Source organism: Natronorubrum marinum (assembly GCF_052040125.1).
Lineage (GTDB): Archaea > Halobacteriota > Halobacteria > Halobacteriales > Natrialbaceae > Natronorubrum.
Genome location: NZ_JBPPFV010000002.1, coordinates 956,026 through 972,916, shown reverse-complemented (window position 1 = coordinate 972,916; position 16,891 = coordinate 956,026). Strand labels below are relative to the sequence as shown.

Annotated in this window: 13 protein-coding genes; 7 read left to right on the top strand and 6 right to left on the bottom strand. The window is 64.9% G+C overall.

Annotation, left to right across the window (positions count from 1 at the left end):
* Positions 1-61: 61 nt before the first annotated feature.
* Both ACSFC5_RS14440 and ACSFC5_RS14435 read left to right on the top strand, forming a co-directional pair.
* The gene (locus ACSFC5_RS14440; protein ID WP_440765943.1) at positions 62-1,216 is read left to right on the top strand and encodes an acyl-CoA dehydrogenase family protein; all 1,155 of its coding nucleotides are present in this window, start codon (positions 62-64) and stop codon (positions 1,214-1,216) included.
* Positions 1,217-1,473: 257 nt separating this feature from the next.
* Positions 1,474-3,576 carry a two-component system sensor histidine kinase NtrB gene (locus ACSFC5_RS14435; protein WP_440765942.1) on the top strand — a complete coding sequence of 701 codons (2,103 nt, stop codon included), beginning with the start codon at positions 1,474-1,476 and terminating at the stop codon, positions 3,574-3,576.
* Here ACSFC5_RS14435 and ACSFC5_RS14430 read toward each other — a convergent pair.
* Positions 3,573-4,145 (bottom strand): HalX domain-containing protein, encoded by a 573-nt coding sequence (locus ACSFC5_RS14430; RefSeq protein WP_440765941.1) that lies wholly within the window; start codon positions 4,143-4,145, stop codon positions 3,573-3,575. The two genes, ACSFC5_RS14435 and ACSFC5_RS14430, sit on opposite strands and share 4 nt — an antisense overlap.
* Positions 4,146-4,486: 341 nt before the next feature.
* Positions 4,487-6,460 (bottom strand): 3-hydroxyacyl-CoA dehydrogenase/enoyl-CoA hydratase family protein, encoded by a 1,974-nt coding sequence (locus ACSFC5_RS14425; protein ID WP_440765940.1) that lies wholly within the window; start codon positions 6,458-6,460, stop codon positions 4,487-4,489.
* A gap of 114 nt (positions 6,461-6,574) precedes the next feature.
* Between ACSFC5_RS14425 and ACSFC5_RS14420 the strand changes: the two genes are divergently transcribed.
* A complete protein-coding gene (locus ACSFC5_RS14420; protein ID WP_440765939.1) occupies positions 6,575-7,726 on the top strand; it encodes an acyl-CoA dehydrogenase family protein in 1,152 nt (383 codons plus the stop codon).
* A 375-nt stretch (positions 7,727-8,101) separates the two neighbouring features.
* Here the strand turns inward: ACSFC5_RS14420 and ACSFC5_RS14415 are convergent, their stop codons facing one another.
* On the bottom strand, positions 8,102-8,764 hold the full coding sequence (locus ACSFC5_RS14415) for a hypothetical protein (protein ID WP_440765938.1): 663 nt from the start codon (positions 8,762-8,764) through the stop codon (positions 8,102-8,104).
* A gap of 62 nt (positions 8,765-8,826) precedes the next feature.
* Between ACSFC5_RS14415 and ACSFC5_RS14410 the strand changes: the two genes are divergently transcribed.
* Entirely contained in the window at positions 8,827-9,573 is a 747-nt protein-coding gene (locus ACSFC5_RS14410; protein WP_440765937.1) for a helix-turn-helix domain-containing protein, read from the top strand.
* Positions 9,574-9,585: 12 nt separating this feature from the next.
* Here the strand turns inward: ACSFC5_RS14410 and ACSFC5_RS14405 are convergent, their stop codons facing one another.
* Positions 9,586-10,386, bottom strand: coding sequence for an alpha/beta fold hydrolase (locus ACSFC5_RS14405; protein ID WP_440765936.1), 801 nt, complete (start codon positions 10,384-10,386; stop codon positions 9,586-9,588).
* Positions 10,387-10,618: 232 nt separating this feature from the next.
* Between ACSFC5_RS14405 and ACSFC5_RS14400 the strand changes: the two genes are divergently transcribed.
* Positions 10,619-13,189 carry a heavy metal translocating P-type ATPase gene (locus ACSFC5_RS14400; protein ID WP_440765935.1) on the top strand — a complete coding sequence of 857 codons (2,571 nt, stop codon included), beginning with the start codon at positions 10,619-10,621 and terminating at the stop codon, positions 13,187-13,189.
* 48 nt (positions 13,190-13,237) lie between these two features.
* Here the strand turns inward: ACSFC5_RS14400 and ACSFC5_RS14395 are convergent, their stop codons facing one another.
* A complete protein-coding gene (locus tag ACSFC5_RS14395) occupies positions 13,238-13,612 on the bottom strand; it encodes a CBS domain-containing protein (protein WP_440765934.1) in 375 nt (124 codons plus the stop codon).
* Positions 13,613-13,676: 64 nt separating this feature from the next.
* Entirely contained in the window at positions 13,677-14,204 is a 528-nt protein-coding gene (locus ACSFC5_RS14390; RefSeq protein WP_440765933.1) for a metal-dependent hydrolase, read from the bottom strand.
* 123 nt (positions 14,205-14,327) lie between these two features.
* Between ACSFC5_RS14390 and ACSFC5_RS14385 the strand changes: the two genes are divergently transcribed.
* Entirely contained in the window at positions 14,328-16,178 is a 1,851-nt protein-coding gene (locus tag ACSFC5_RS14385) for an L-aspartate oxidase (RefSeq protein WP_440765932.1), read from the top strand.
* 88 nt (positions 16,179-16,266) lie between these two features.
* On the top strand, positions 16,267-16,860 hold the full coding sequence (locus ACSFC5_RS14380) for a DNA-3-methyladenine glycosylase family protein (RefSeq protein WP_440765931.1): 594 nt from the start codon (positions 16,267-16,269) through the stop codon (positions 16,858-16,860).
* The last annotated feature ends 31 nt before the right edge of the window (positions 16,861-16,891 follow it).

Genomic DNA, 16,891 nt, shown 5'->3' with positions numbered 1-16,891 from the left:
GGGAGCGAGGCTTGCACTGTTGCCCCGCGAATATATCCACCTCGCTGCCGTGTGACAGAATATGGCTCTACTCGAGGAGAGTATCGTTCCGGATCACGCCCACGAGATCAAGGCCGAGGCTCGCGAGTTCGCCCGCGAACACATCGAACCGAACGCACAGGAACACTACCAGGAGGGGACCTACCCTGAGGAGATTCTCGAGGCCGGTCAGGAGGCGAACCTCGTCGCCCAGGACATTCCGGAAGAGTGGGGCGGTCGCGGGCTCGACCTCCCGCAGTTGCTCGCGCTCACCGAGGAGTTCTACCGCGCGGACGCGGGCATCGCGCTGACGCTCCAACTCGCGAGTTTCGGCTGCAAGATGACCTGCGAGTACGGAACCGACGAACAGTGCGAGGAGTACATCCGGCCGGTCGCGGAAGGCGAGCAGCGGTCGGGGCTCGCCGTCTCGGAACCAGACACCGGCAGCGACCTGACTGGGATGGAAACGACGGCGGAAAAGGACGGCGACGAGTACGTCATTAACGGCGAAAAGTACTGGATCGGGAACGGCGTCGAGGCGGACTGGATCACCCTCTACGCGCGGACTGACGACGACGAGACCAACCGCTACGGCAACCACTCGCTGTTTATCGTGCCGACGGATACCGACGGCTACGAGGCCGAGCACATCCCCGAGAAGATGGCGATGCGCGCCTCGAAGCAGGCCCACATCGAACTCGAGGACTGTCGCATCCCCGAGGAGAACCTCGTCGGCTCGGAGGGCGCAGGGTTCTGGATGCTCGCGGAGTTCTTCAACCACGGACGGATCGCCGTCTCCGGCCACGGGCTGGGTCTCGCGGCGGCCGCCATCGAGGAGACCTGGGAGTTCGTCCACGACCGCGAGCAGTTCGGCCGGACGATCAGCGACTTTCAGGCGGTTCAACACGGGCTCGCGGATATGCTGATGGGGTTCGAGCGCGCCCGATCGCTCGCCTGGCGAGCCTGCGAGAAGGTCGAAAACGGCGAGAACGCGGGCTACTGGGCAGCGCTGTCGAAGACGAGCGCGACGGAGACGGCTGTCGACGTCGCCGAGCGAGGAATGCAGTTTCACGGCGGTCGGTCGGTCCTCGACGAACGTCGGATCGCCCGGGTCTACCGCGACGTCCGTATCCCCGTCATCTACGAGGGGGCAAACGAGATCCAGCGGAACCTGATCTACGGGCAGGCGCCGTCCTAACGACAGGTGACGCGGGCGCTGCCGACGCGGCCTCGCACTCTCTCGTCTCCACCGGTGCGTTCTCGCCTTTCGAACGCGGCCACGACCTCGGCCAAAACCACCAACACGTCGGACTGCGGACGAACAGTAGTGATGCCCTGCGGGCCGGCCAGCGCAAAAATTGTGTCGAAAGAACAATCTGTTTCGGCCGCCTTCGATCAGCTAGCACCGACGAATCCCCGTGATGGAGATGGATGTCCCGACGGAGTTCAGCTGAGATGAGCCGACCACGCGTCCTCTGTGTGAGTAGCGATCGCTCGACGCGGGCGTCCGTGACGCTCGCGCTGACCGATACACCGGTCAACGTCGTCGTCGCCCAGTGCGCTTCCGACGCCGTCGAGCGACTCGCACAGCAGTCGATCGACGCGATCGTCATCGACGCGAGCACGGTCTCGGACGTGCCGACGCTCGTCGATACCGTCGAATCCGAGTCCGCAGAGACGCCGACGTTCGTTCACTGGGGCGACACCGAAACGGACGCGGGATCCGTCGCCGTCCTCAGCGAAGTGGTCGCGCGCACCGAGGACACCGAGTCGCCGGATCGGCTGGCCGACGCCGTCGCGGGGCGTATCGATGCCGACGCGAGTCCCACGGCAAACGACGCCCGTAACGACTCGAGCACAGCCGACGAGACCGACGATTCGGCCGAGGCAGGCGACTCGAGTGCGACGGAGGAGCCCCGCGAGACGGACGATGACCGGCGTATCCCCGACCTCGACCTCCCGGACGACCTCGAGGCCATCGTCAGCGGCGTCAGACGACGCCTCGTCGACGTAACATCGCCTGTCGCCGTCGAGCGGATCCTCCGCGAGGAGTGTACGGCCACCGACCGGTTCGGGTTCGCCTGGGTCGGCGAGTACGACCGTGGCGAACGCGAGGTCGTCCCGTGGCTGACCGACCCGGACAGCATGGAGTGGCCGATGCAACGAACCTTCCCCATCGGCGACGGCGAGCACCCGTTGCTCGAACGCGCACTGCAGACGGGCGAACTCCAGACGCTCCAGCACATCGCGAACAATCGCGACGACGTTCCGTTCGGCGACCACGCGTTCGATCGGGGCGCTCACGCCGTCGTCGTCGCCCCACTGTCCTCCAGCGACGACGTCTACGGCGTGTTCGTCGTCTACGCCCTCGAGCCGTTCGCCGAGGCGGAACGGACGGCGATTCGCGCGGCCGCCGACGCGAGTTCGCACGTCCTCGAGACGATCGTCGCCCGCGGAGCCCTCGAGCAACAGGAGCGAAGCCTCCGGCGATACGAGCGCCTCGTCGAAACCGCCGGTGACGGCATGTACGTCCTCGACGAACACGGTCACTTCATGACGGTCAACGACGCCCTCACGGAGATGACTGGCTACAGCCGCGAGGGGCTGCTCGGCGAACACGCCTCGCTGGTTTTCGATCCGGACGATATCGAAGCCGGCGAGGCGAAGATCCGTTCCCTGCTGTCCAGCGGGACCGGGACCGACACCCTCGAACTGTCCCTCGAGACGAAAACCGGCGACCGAATCCCGTGTGAGGTCCAGATCGCCGTGCTCGTCCACGACGGGGAGTATCTAGGGTCGGTCGCCGTCATCCGCGACATTACCGAACGCAAGCGCAGCGAACGGAAACTCCGCGAGCAGAACGAACGACTCGACGCCTTCGCGCGAATCGTCAGTCACGACCTCCGAAACCCGTTGAGCGTCGCCCAGGGCTATCTCGACCTGCTCGAGGAGACCGAATCGCTCGAGCACGCCGAAAACGTCCGCGACGGCCTCGATCGAATGGAATCGATCGTCGAGGACGTCCTGGCGATCGCCCGCGACGGCCAGTGGGCGACCGACACCGAATCCGTCGACCTCGAGTCGGTCGCACGCGACGCCTGGGAGTACGTCTCCACGGCCGACGCGTCGCTCTCCGTCGCGGAAACGACTGCCATCGAGGCCGACCGATCGCGGCTGTTGCGGTTGCTCGAGAATCTCTTTCGAAATGCGGTGGAGCACGGCTCGACGAGTCCTGCATTGCAGGCCCAGCGAGAGGCAGCCGAAGACGGTGATGCGGGACTCTCGGTTCGAATCGGGGTCCTCGAGTCGGACGACGAGACGGACACCGAGCCGCGTGGCTTCTTCGTCGAAGACGACGGCACGGGGTTACCCGAGGACATGCGCCACGAGTTGTTCGACCCGTCCGTCTCGTCGTCGTCGGACGGGCTCGGAATCGGTCTGTGGGTCGTCAGAGAAGTCGCTGCCGGACACGGCTGGTCGGTTACCGCAGCGGAGAGCGAAGCCGGAGGGGCCCGGTTCGAGTTCGCGTTCGACGCCGAGTCGGACGACCGGCGTTAATTCTCGGACTGAAGGTCCTGAAACGCGCCGACGAAGTCGTCGTGGGAGGTCATCCCGGAGACCGTCTCGTCGACTCGCTCCTCGAGTTCCGCGACGCGCTCGCGGAGCTCCTGATACTCTTCGTTGTCCACGAGTTCGCGGTCAGCCTTCTCGGACTCCAGCAGCGCTTTCTTCGAGACGAGCGCGTAGTACTCCTGGATATCCGACTCGTACTCCGATCGATCGGCGACGTTGTCGACGATATCGACGAGTTCGTCCTTCGAGACCGGCTTAACCAGATAGTCGTCGAAGCCCATCTCGATGATGTCGAAGTCGGGATCGACCGCCGTGACCATTACCACCCGCGAGTCGTAGCCGGCGTCCCTGATCTTCGCCAGCACTTCGTCACCGGAAAGCCCCGGCATGCGGCGGTCCAGCAGCACGACCTCGACGGAGTCGGCCATTTTCTCGAGCGCCTCTTCGCCGTCGTAAGCCGTATCGACGCGCCACTCGCCCTGCAACCACGCGGCGAACAGGTCGGCGAGTCGAGACTCGTCGTCTACGACGAGTACTTCGAGATTCTCACTCATTGGTTGCCCCCTCGGTTCTCATCATCGAATACTGCCACGGGCCACCAATGGTACCTCTTAGTGATAAATCTCGCGACCAAATATCAGAATGCAGACTATTTCAAGCTGAATCTGACGTGGCGTACTCGATAACCGGGAGATACAACTGCGGAGTAGTGACCGTCCCGAAAATATACTCGTTCTGAGAGACTCGGATACACCAGACTCGAGGAGACGCCGATCCATAGCCGGCATCGATGGTCGTCGACCGGCGTCGGCCGCCGATTCCGACATCTCTTACCTATCGTCGAACTCGGACTCCCGTCCGCACGACTCGCAGCGCGAGTCGTTCGACGTTCGCCTCACTTCCCCTGAAAGTTCGGCTCACCGTCGCCCATGAAGGCCGTCATCCCCTCCATGAGGTCGTCGGTTGCCATCAGGTGACCGAACGCGGATGCCTCGTACTCGAGGCCGGCGTCGGTGTCGTCGCGACCGGCGAGCATCGCGCGCTTGGTGAACTTCTGGGCGATCGGTGGCCCGCCCGCGAGGTCGGCCGCCAGGTCGAGCGCCGCGTCCTCGAGCTCGTCGTTGCCGACGACGTCGTTGACGAAGCCGTAGTCTGCCATCGTCTCGGCCTCGTAGCGCTCGGCCGTGAGGATGATCTCCTTCGCGCGGCCCTCGCCGACGATGTGTTTGAGCCGCTGAGTGCCGCCCCAGCCGGGGAGCAAGCCGAGGTTCAGTTCCGGCTGACCGAACGACGATCGCTCGCTCGCGACGCGCATGTCGGCGCAGGTCGCCATCTCCATCCCGCCGCCGAGACAGAAGCCGTCGATACCGGCGACGACGGGCATGTCGCAGGCCTCGAGCTTGCCGAACGTGGACTGGCCCTTCTTCGAGAGCTCCTGGGCCTGAATCGGGTCCGCCCCGCCCGCGGCCATGCTCTGGACGTCCGCACCCGCGGAGAAGGCTTTCTCGCCCTCGCCGGTGATGAGGATCGAACGAACCTCGTCGTCACCCTCGAGCAGGTCGATCGCCTCGGATAGCTCCTCGAGCAGTTCGTCGCTGATCGTGTTCATTCGGTGGGGTCGGTCCAGGACGATGTGGCCGACCATGTCCCCGGGGTACTCGACGCGGATGGCGTCGAAGTCGGTCCGTCCGTCGTCTCCCTCCTGCTCGTAGAAGCCGCCCTCGCCGGCGCGTTCCTCGAGATAGTCGGCGGGCTCGTAGCGCGCGTGGCCCGTCTTCTCGTAGGCCTCCTCGAGCGTTTCGAGGGCCTTTTCGACGCCGAACTGGTCGACCATCTTCACGGGACCGTCGGGGAAACCGGCGCCGAGTTTGGTCGCCTCGTCGATGGACGCCGGCGGTGCGACGTCGTTACCGATCAGTTTGGCGACTTCGTTCGCCATCGAGGCGACCAGCCGCGCCTTGACGAGGTCGGACTGCTGGTCGGTCGGGATCTCGGCGCCCGGACCGTCCTCGTAGTCGTAGAATCCCTTGCCGGTCTTTTTGCCGAGCTCCTCGTTTTCGACCTTTTCGACGAACAGCGGGCTCGGCTCGTACGCCTCGCCCAGCACCTCGTGCATGTAGTCGAGGACGTGATAGCCGACGTCAATCCCGGTGAGATCGGCGAGTTCGAACGATCCCATCGGGAGCCCCATGTCGTACTTCGTCGTCGAGTCGACCTCAGCGATGGTGGCCTCGTCCTCGCTCACGAGCCAGCAGGCCTCGTTCATCAGGGGAACGAGCACGCGGTTGACGATGAATCCGGGTGAGTCTTTGTGCACGCGCACGGGCGACTTCCCGATATCGTCGGCCAGTTCCTCGATGACGTCGAGGGTCTCCTCGTCGCTTTCGGCTCCCGAGATGACCTCGACGAGGTCCATTCGGACCGGCGGGTTGAAAAAGTGCATCCCGCAGAACTGCTCGGGTCGCTCGGTGAACTCGGCGAGTTTCGTGATCGAGAGACTCGAAGTGTTCGTCGCGAAAATCGCGCGGTCGGGGGCGACCTCCTCGAGTTCGGTGTAGACGTCTTCTTTGATCCCCATCTGCTCCGGCACGGCCTCGATGACGACGTCCGCGTCGCCACAGGCCTCCGCCATGTCGACGAGCGGGGTGACTCGTTCCAAGGCAGCGTCGGCTTCCTCCTCGGTGAGCTGGTCGTTCTCGGCCAGTTTCCCGAGCGACCACTCGATCTGGTCGTAGCCGTTTTGCACGAACTCCTCTTTGATGTCTCGCATGTTGACGTCGTAGCCGGCCATCGCGACGACCTCCGCGATGCCGTGGCCCATATTCCCTGCGCCGAGAACTGCGACGGTGTTGATATCTTCTAACTCCATGGGTATACTTGCAATCGGCACGTGTTTCAACGTTTCCCTCCGCTTGGTAGAAACTACAGTTCAGTTTACTCCCGGTTACAAAGTTCTTTACCGCTGGCCTAGGAACACGTTCACATGGAATTCGGTCTCTCCGAAGAGCAGGAACAGATTCGCGAGGAAGTCGAGCGGTTCGCCAAGAACGAAATCGTCCCCGAAGCCGAGACGTACGACGTCGAAGAGCGGTTCCCCCACGAAATCGTCGACAAGGCCGCTGACATGGGACTCGTCGGCTCGTCGATCCCGATCGAGTACGGCGGCGCGGGCTACTCGACGCTCGAGTCGGTGCTCATCGCCGAGGAACTGTTCTCCTGGGATCCCGGCATCGCGCTCTCGATCATGGCCTGTTCGTTCGGGACCGAAGCCATTCGGGAGTTCGGGAACGAAGACCAGAAGGAACGCTTCTTAGAGCCCGTTGCGATGGGCGAGAAGATTTCGGGCGCCGCGATTTCGGAACCCGACACCGGCTCCGACGTCTCCTCCGTCTCGACGCGCGCCGAGAAGGACGGCGACGAGTGGGTCGTCAACGGCAACAAGATGTGGATCACGAACGGTACCGTCGGCGACTTCTTCGTCGTCCTCTGTAAGACCAACCCCGACGCCGAAGGTCGCTACAACGGCTTCAGTCAGATCGTCGTCGAATCCGACCGCGACGGCTTCAGTTCGGACAAGATTACCGGCAAACTCGGCATTCGAGCGTCGGACACCGCCGAACTCATTTTCGACAACGTTCGCGTCCCCGAGGAGAACCTCATCGGTACCCAGGACGCCGCCTTCATGCAGCAGATGCAGTTCTTCGACGCCACTCGAACCGGCGTCGCCGCACAGGGCGTCGGGATCGCCAAGGGTGCGCTTCGCGCGGCCCTCGAGTACGCCCAGGACCGCGAGCAGTTCGGCCAGCCGATCAGCGAGTTCCAGGCCATCCAGCACAAACTCGCCGACATGGCGACCCAGACCGAGGCCGCCCGCAACCTGACCTACAAGGCCGCCTGGAACGTCGACCAGGGCAACGACATCACGAAACTCGCCTCGATGGCCAAGGAGTACACCTCCCGCGTTGCCGTCGACGTCTCCAACGAAGCCGTCCAGATCCACGGCGGGTCGGGCTACGTCAACGACTTCCCCGTCGAGCGCTTCTACCGTGACTCGAAGATCACCCAGATCTACGAGGGAACTTCCGAGATCCAGAAGAACGTCATCGCGCGGGAACTGCTCGGCAAGGGGTTCTAGAGACGAAGTTTTGCTCTGCGGGCCGGCTATCGCCGGCCCTCGGCAAAAATTCGATTAAAAGCACTCCTCCTTCCGTTCTCTCACTCCTTTCAGTCGTTCGGTCACATCAGTCGTCGGCCCGCTCGCTCAGTCTTCGGCTTCGCTCGCGGAGAGTTACGGTGTGAAAGCCTTCCTTTCCCCGTTAAGCGGACGCTTTGCGTCCGCGATGCTCGGAAGACGCGCAACGTCTTCCGTCGGGTCGCGCGACTCTCGCGTCTGCTCGAGTCGCGCTCCCGGCCAGTACTCTCCGCCCGTTTCGTTCACACAACCAGCCGAACGCCAGTTCGTCGATCGCGTTGCAGACGACGATTCGGGTGACGACCTCGAGCGATTCGATTAGCTGTCGGAATCCGAATCGGTGTCGCCATCGTCAGAATCAGAATCCGTATCCGCGCCGTCGCTGTCGGAATCGGTGTCTCCGTCGTCGCTGTCGGAATCGGTGTCTCCGTCGTCGCTGTCGGAATCGGTGTCTCCGCCGTCGCTGTCGGAATCGGTGTCTCCGCCGTCGCTGTCGGAATCGGTGTCTCCGCCGTCGCTGTCGGAGTCCGAGTCCGTCCCGCCACTGTCGCCGTCAGTGGCTGTTTCACCAGCGTCGGTGTCGCTATCGGTGTCTCCGGTACCAGCGTCGGCGTTCACGTTCGATCTCGAGGCACCGCCGTCGCCACTCGAGCGAGCCGGCTCCGAACGCGCGGCGACAGATTCGACCGCCCGATCCGACGTATCGGCCGCGTGGCTCTCGGAACCACGCTGTTCGACGGGGCGTTCCGGGCCGGGAACCGGGTCATCCGCGACCACGTACAAGGCGACGGGGGGAACGACGTAACAGGCGATAGCGGCGACCGCAAACCAGGGGTCGACGAAGACGAGGATCCCGAAGATGGCGAGCGCTGCCGTCGACGCCGTGTGGACCGTCGTGTCCGTATAGCGACGATAGAACACCCAGAAGTCTCGAACCCACTGCGTGACGCTCGAGATAACGACCGTCGATGCCACCACCATCGTTCGTCGCTACGGCAGCCATCGAGAAACCCCTTTGGCGTGCGAGCGCCTCTATAGAGCTAATGAGAGAATTCGTCTTCGCCCTCGAGTACGAATCGGGGACGAACCCGGTCGCCGACGTGCTCGCCGACTACCCCGAGACGTCGATCCGCTCGCTGTCGTGTCACGTCACGAGGGACAGCCTCTGGCGGGTCGACCACGCTGAAGGGTCGAGCGAGGCGCTCGAGGCCCTCGAGGACGCCTACAAAACGGCAGATTTCTTCGCGGACTGTCTCGTGAAGGACGACTGCGGGGCCGACTGCGAGGTCCAGGTGCTCGACCGCTCGAACGACACGTTAGTCGTCTACACCTACTGGGATCGAACCGAGATCTGTACGTCGGTTCCCCACGTGGCCCTCGAGCACCTCGGTGAGGGGCTCCTCTTCGAGACCTATCGCGAGGGCCGGCGCTATCGGTGGCGAATCGTGCTGGGAAGCGACGCGCCGATCCACGACTTCTTCGACGCGCTGGGCGAGGAAGTGGGCGAGTGTACGGGAATGGAGATGCTCCGGCTGACCGAACTCGATCCGGACCGTTCCCATCCCGAACCCGCGGAGGACCTGCCGGACGAGCAGCGCGAGGCGCTGCGGGCTGCCGTCGATCACGGCTACTACGAGACGCCGCGCCGGATCGAACTCTCCGACCTCGCCGAGCAACTCGAGATTCCTCGGTCGACGCTCTCCTACCGACTCCGCCGGGCCGAAGCCAGCCTCGCGACGACCTTCGTCGACGAGGACGACTCGCTCGAGGCGCTGGCTGTAGACCGCTGATCAGCGTCGGCCTCACTCGAGCGTGGTCCCCGCTTCGCTGACGGTGCTCGCGAGGATCAGTTGGGCGGCCTCTTCGGGCGCATCCCAGTGGGGATAGTGCCCGCTTTCCCCAAACCAGTATAGTTGTGCGTTGGGAAACCGCGTCATCGCGCGCTTCGCCTGACGGGGAAGGGTCACTCGGTCTTTACGCCCCCATCCGATCACGACCGGTCCGCGTGTGGAGGCTGCCCCTCGCTGACCGGGCTCGAAGGCCAACCGACGCAACAGTTCGCCGAACGAGGGCGACTCGGCGAACGTCCGCATCTCTTCCAGGGCGACATCGCCAGACAGCGCCCAGGGTCGGGCGGAGAGTTGGGCCAAGAGGAGGGTCCGACCCACTGCGTTGTCCATCAGCCGATCCATTACGGGTTGGAGCAAGCGAACGAGTCGGATCGAAGGGGCGAGGGTCGCATAGAAAAAGTACCGCTCCCACCCCTTCCAGAATCCGCCGGGAGCGAGCGCAACAGTTGCGCCCACGTCACCTCGACGCGCGAGCTCGAGTACGAGCCGTCCGCCCATCGAGTTCCCGACCACGTCGACCCCGTCGAGACCGTTCGCCTCGAGAAACGAGCTGACGGCCGTAGCGAGCGTATCGATAGACACTTCGCCGGACAACGGGGCCGTCTCACCGTGGCCGGGGAGGTCCACCGCGATCACTTCGCGCTCGGCGGCCAGGTCGTCGAGTACGGGGTCCCACGTTCGCCAGCTTCCACCCAGCCCGTGAACGAGGAGCAACGGGTCGCCCGTCCCCCGCCGAATGTGGTTCAGTTCCATACCGTAGGGACACCCTCCATCCGTGTATGGCTTCTGCGCGTATTGTTACACGAACTTAACTGATAGGTCTCTTCCGAGACTACATTTGAACGATGATGCTGTGAATTGGCTCGAACCGCCTGTAGACTCGCTACGGTAGAGCGACTCGATAGCAGGTAATTCTCTCGAGACGACGGCCGAGTTGGCGCACGCCAAATAACCCGTATGTCGGCCGGGCGACTATGTGGATATAATGAGCGATACCCCCTCCCCGTCTACGCCGCCGGACTCGAGTCGAACCCTCGAGCTACGCGTCCCCGACATGGACTGTCCGACCTGCGCCGGGAAGGTCGAGAACAGCGTCGGGCGACTCGAGGGGATCGACGGCATCGAGCCGCGGGTGACCAGCGGTCGCCTCGTCGTCGAGTACGATCCGACGCTGACCGACGATTCGGAGATTCGCGAGCGCGTGCGTGCGGCGGGCTACGAGATCGAATCTTCGGCCGGCGAACGCACGTTTTCGGTCCCCAACATGGACTGCGCCTCCTGTGCGGGCAAGGTCGAAAACGCGCTCGAGCGCACGGACGGCGTGGACGACATCGAGACGCGTCCTGCCTCAGGTCGCGTGACCGTGACGGTCGACGATGGTCTCGAATCGACGGCCGTCATCGACGCGATCGACGGCGCTGGCTACGACGCGTCACCCATCGCCGACGACAGCGGCCCGATCGACGACCGGGAGGCCGTCTGGAAGAGTCGCCGCGCCGTCGGGACCGCGATCGGTGCCGCGCTGGTGACCGTCGGCATGCTGCTCGAGTTCGTCTTCCCGGCCCTCGATCCAGCGCTGGCCACCCTCGCGGGCCGGACCTACGAACTGTCACAGCTCCTGTTCATCGCGGCCGTCGCGGTTGCGGGGACGCCGATCCTCCGCAACGGCTACTACTCCGTCCGCAATCGGAGTCTCGACATCGATTTCCTGATGGGACTCGGGATCGTCGCGAGCGTCGCGGCCCACCACCCTTTCGAAGGAGCCATGCTCGCGGTGCTGTTCTCGGTCGCGGAACTGCTCGAGCGGTTCTCGATGGACCGCGCGCGTGACTCGCTGCGGGAGCTGATGGATCTCTCCCCGGAGACCGCGACCGTTCGTCGCGAGGACGGGGCGGAGGAGACGGTTCCGGCCGACGAACTCGCGATCGGCGACGTGGTCGTCGTCCGGCCCGGCGAGAAGATTCCGGCCGACGGTGTCGTACTGGAAGGCGAGAGCGCGATCGATCAGTCGCCGATCACGGGCGAGAGCGTGCCCGTGGATACGGCTGCGAGCGACGAGGTCTTCGCCGGGACGATCCCCGAGTCGGGCTACCTCGAGGTCGAGGTCGAAAGCGAGGCCGGCGACTCCACCATCGCCCGGATCGTCCGCATGGTCGAGGACGCCGAACGGGAAAAAACCGAACGCGAGCAGTTCATCGATCGCTTCGCGAGCGTCTACACGCCGATCGTCCTCTTGCTCGCGGTGGCGGCCGTGGTCGTGCCGCCGCTGCTCTTCGGCGCGTCGTGGAACTACTGGTTCATCGTCGGTCTGACCCTACTCGTCCTTTCCTGTCCCTGTGCGTTGGTCATCTCGACGCCGGTCAGCGTCGTCTCCGGGATCACGAGCGCGGCGCGAAACGGCGTCCTAATCAAAGGCGGCCGACACCTCGAGGCCGTCGGCGACAGCGACGTCCTCGCGGTGGACAAGACGGGAACGCTTACCGAGGGCGATCTGACGGTCACCGACGTGATCCCGCTCGAGGGTGCCGACGAGGACGACGTGATTCGTCGAGCGCGCACGCTCGAACAACGGAGCGAACACCCGATCGGCCGGGCGATCGTCGGCTACGCCGACGAGCAGGAAATCGCGGCCGACCGCGGAGACGGGACCGAACCCGAGGTCTCGAGTTTCGAGGCGTTGACGGGCAAGGGCGTCCGCGCCGAAATCGACGGAACCACCCACTACGTCGGCAAGCCGGACCTGTTCGACGGACTCGCGGATCTCGAGCACGTCCACGCGACGACCGACGGCGGCGTGGCACTCACGGAGATGGGATACAGTGGCGCGTTCCAGTGCGACCGGGAGGGCTGTCTGGACGTGCTCAGCGAGGTCGTTCCGGACCTTCAGGCCGAGGGGAAGACCGTCGTGATCGTCGGCACCGACGAGCGACCGATCGGTGTCATCGGCGTCGCGGATAAGGTTCGGCCCGAAGCGAAGTGGGCCGTCTCGCAACTCCAGGAGCAGGGCGTTCGCGTCGTCATGCTCACCGGCGACAACGAAGGGACCGCTCGCGCGATCGCGAACGCGGTCGGGATCGAGGAGTACCACGCCGAACTCCTGCCCGACGAGAAACTCGAGTGGATCCGACGCTTAGCGGACGAGGCGGGTGTGGGCAACGGCGGCGACGGCCACGTCGCCATGGTCGGCGACGGCATCAACGACGCGCCCGCGCTCGCGACCGCCAGCGTCGGCATCGCGATGGGTGCGGCGGGGACCGACACGGCCCTCGAGACGGCCGACGTCGCCCTGATGAGCGACGATCTCACCCGGCTTCCCTACCTCTACGAACTCTCCGGAATGGCGAACGGCGTGATCCGACAGAACGTCTGGTCGAGTCTGGCCGTCAAGGCCGTCCTCGCGGTCGGGGCCCCGGTCGGGATCGTCACGGTGATTCACGCGGTTGTCATCGGCGACATGGGGATGAGCCTCGGCGTGACGGGCAACGCGATGCGCCTGGCGAACGTCGAACCCGAGACGCCCGACGGACTCGAGGGACGCGGCGACGGCGGGCGCTGATCGGCTGGATCCACCGAAAAGCGTTCCGGCGCGAATCGAGCGGCCGGCTTACGAGAGGTGCGCCGTAACGTCGGTCGAGGAGACCATTCCGACGTAGTCGTCGTCGACGACCGGGAGGTGTTTGATACCGTAGGTGGTCATCATCGCGGCGACTTCCTCCATGTACAGATCCGGCGCGACGGTTTCGACATCGGTCGTCATCACGTCTGCCACCGTCAACTCCGTGATGTCCTGACCGTCGGCGACGGCGTCGAGGACGTCCGTACTGCTGATGATCGCTCGTGGCGTCGTCGGGACGACCAACGCGTTGATATTTTTGTCGCGCATTTGCTGGACGGCTTCGACGACCGTCGCGTCCTTCGAAACGGTCTCCAGTGGCGTTGACATGACGTCTTCGACTGTCTGCCTGTCTTCGGAACTCATACCGCGACCAACGGCCGCGGAGGTTATGGTAGTTCCCCAATCGCCCTCTCTGTCCCGATAGCTGTCATCCACCGAGGCCGCGACGAACCGTCCCGGTTCCGGGCCGGCCGTCGGTCCACCACAGCGCGACGCCAGCGGCGAGAATAACGGCCTCGAGCCACAGCGTCGTGATCTCGACCCCGCCGACGGTTCCGAGCGGTTTGACCCCCGTGTAGGCGGGCATCTCAGTCACCGGCCAGAGGAGAAAGCCGAGTTCGTCGAAATCGCCCGAAAGGACGTGCCACGGCACGTCCGTCGCGATGTGCGAGAGGTAGCCGATCGCGAAGGCGACGCCGAGGGGCCGTCGGTCCCGGCGGGTCGCGACGACCCAGGCCAGGAGGATTAGGGGGGCGGCGAACAGCAAGGAGTGACCGATGGCCCGACCGACCGGTACGGTTTCGGCCGCGTAAAGCGGCTTGTCGATGAAGTCCGCGAGTCCGGCCGCGAAGACGGCGACGAGCGCGGGTAGATCGGCCGGCGTGCGTCCGTGGTGCCATCGCGTGTAGGCTGCATAACAAAGGTAGCCGACGGCGAGATGAACGACCGGTTGCATCCGTCCGAACGTGGCCGACGTGGGATACTAAATCCCCGGTTTGAACGTGCGCGTTCGGCCGTTTTCAGCGGGTTGCATGGTTGGGTGGTCGGCTTATCTCCCACCACCCCTTCCCTTATATTGATGACAAAAATACCGCCGACCGACCACGGTGTACCGACGACCGACGACGCCGGCGTCGACGGGCGAATCAACACCGCCGACGGCGGTGACACCGATCGCGAGATCGAGTACGACACCGTCACGACCCCCGTCCTCGTCATCGGTGCGGGTGCCGCCGGCGCGCGAGTCGCGATCGAACTCGCCGAGTCGGGTCTCGAGCCGCTCGTCATCGGGAAGCGAGACCACGGCGACGCTCACACCACGTGGGCTGCGGGCGGGATCAACGCCGCACTCGGCTCGCTCGACGAGGACGACTGGACGATCCACGCCGCGGACACGCTGAACGAGGGCCACCACCTGAACGACCCCGAAGCCGTCGAACTAACCGCGAAGCACATGCCGGACCGCATTCGCGAACTCGCAGAGTGGGGGATGCCATTCGATCGAACCGACGACGGCAAGATCAACCAACGCTACTTCGGGGCGCAGTCTTCGCGCCGGACCTGCTTCGTCGGCGATCGAACGGGTGAGGCCATGCTCGAGACGCTGATCGACCGCGCGCAGGCGCTCGAGATCCCCTACCGTGACAACGTGATGATCAGCCGACTGCTCTCGGACGGCACCCGCGTCGACGGCGCCGTGGGCTTCGACATGGAGACCGGCGAGGGGCTGTTGTTCCGCACGAACCACGTCGTGCTCGCCGCGGGCGGGTTCTCGGCGCTGTACCACCGCCACTCCTCGCGGGCCGACGAGAACAACGGCGACGGACAGGCGCTGGCCCTCGAGGCGGGTGCGCGACTGATGGATCTCGAGTTCGTGCAGTTCCACCCGACTGGGATGGTCGGCGAACGCTACGGCGAGGAGTGGGACGGCAGACTCGTGACCGAGGCGGTCCGCGGCGAAGGCGGACGGCTGTTCAACGCGGACGGCGAGCGGTTCATGGAACGCTACTCGCCGACCCAGATGGAACTCGACGCGCGAGACGTCGTCGCGCGAGCAATCGCCCAGGAGGTTCGAGAAGGTCGCGGCACGGACCACGGCGGCGTCTACCTCGACATCTCCCACCGCGACCCCGAGTACATTCGTGACCGACTGCCGACGATGGTCGAGCGCTTCGAGGGGCTCGGCGTCGACATCACGAGGGAACCGATGGAAGTCGCGCCGACCGCCCACTACACGATGGGCGGCGTCGACATCGACTTCCGAACCGGCGAGACGGGCGTCGAGGGACTGTACGCCGTCGGCGAGACCGTCGCGGGCGTCCACGGCGCGAACCGGCTCGGCGGCAACTCCCTGGCGGAGACCGTCGCGATCGGGAAACTCGTCGGTGGCCACGTGGCGAACGCGGTTACCAGCAGGGACCGCGTTCCGACGGTCACCGGCGCACAGCAGGCTCTCGCCGAACGGGAGTTCCGGGCACTCGACGACCTTGCCGCGGCCGAGGGCAGCGTTCGCCCGATCGAACTCCTCACGGAACTCGGCGACGTACTCTGGGATACCGCCGGCATTCTTCGCGACGAGGAGTCGCTCCGCGAGGGGCTGGCGGCCGTCGCCGAACTTCGAGCGCGGACCGCCGACCTCCGCGTCGACGGCGACCGGACGTCGGAATCGCTCGAGTACGCCGTCGACCTCTCGTTTAGCCTCACCGTCGCCGAAACGATGCTTCGGAGCGCACTCGAGCGAACCGAATCTCGGGGGGCTCACTACCGAACCGACTTCCCCGAGACCGACTCGGACTGGCGAGCCAACCTCGTTCTCTCGGCCGACGAGGGCGGCCTCAGAATTCGGCGGCGGGGCGTCGCCGACCCGTCGGATGCGGTCCGAGCGGCCCTCGACGAGGATCACGAACTCGACTACCACCACCTCGAGTGACGGTTCGGCCGTCGATCGGGTCCTGCCGATCGGTGACCGTCACCGAGACGCCTTTGACGCTTGGCCACCTCCCATTCGATCTACGCAGATGTTAGCAGACGCCGAGCCGGTTCTCCGGCAGGACCCCGTGATGGCGGAGCTCGTCGAGCGACACGATCCGTACGTCGAACCGAACTGGAGCGAGTTCGAACGGCTCTGTATCTCGATCATCAACCAGCAGCTGTCGACGGCGAGCGCGACCGCCGTTCGAGAGCGATTCTTCGAACTGTTAGACGGCGATGTAACGCCCGAATCCGTCCTCACAACGGCGGACGACGCCCTGCGGTCGGCCGGACTCTCGCGACAGAAAATCGAGTACGTCCGAAACGCGGCCCGCGCGTTTCAACAGGGTGACTACACGAGGGAGGGGCTGGCCGACCGCTCGAACGACGACGTGATGGACCTGCTCACCGAAATCAAGGGGATCGGCGACTGGACGGCCCGGATGTACCTCTTATTCGTTCTCGAGCGACCGGACGTTCTCCCCCTCGGCGATCTCGCCGTTCGCCGCGGTATCGAACAGCTGTACGGAAACGGCGACGAGGAGCTGACGCGGGCGGAGATGCGCGAGATCGCCGAGGCGTGGCGGCCGTACCGAAGCGTCGCGACGCGGTACATCTGGGCCGAGTACGAATCGGCGTAGCGGGCTCTGGATCGGGTCGCAAATTCCCTAG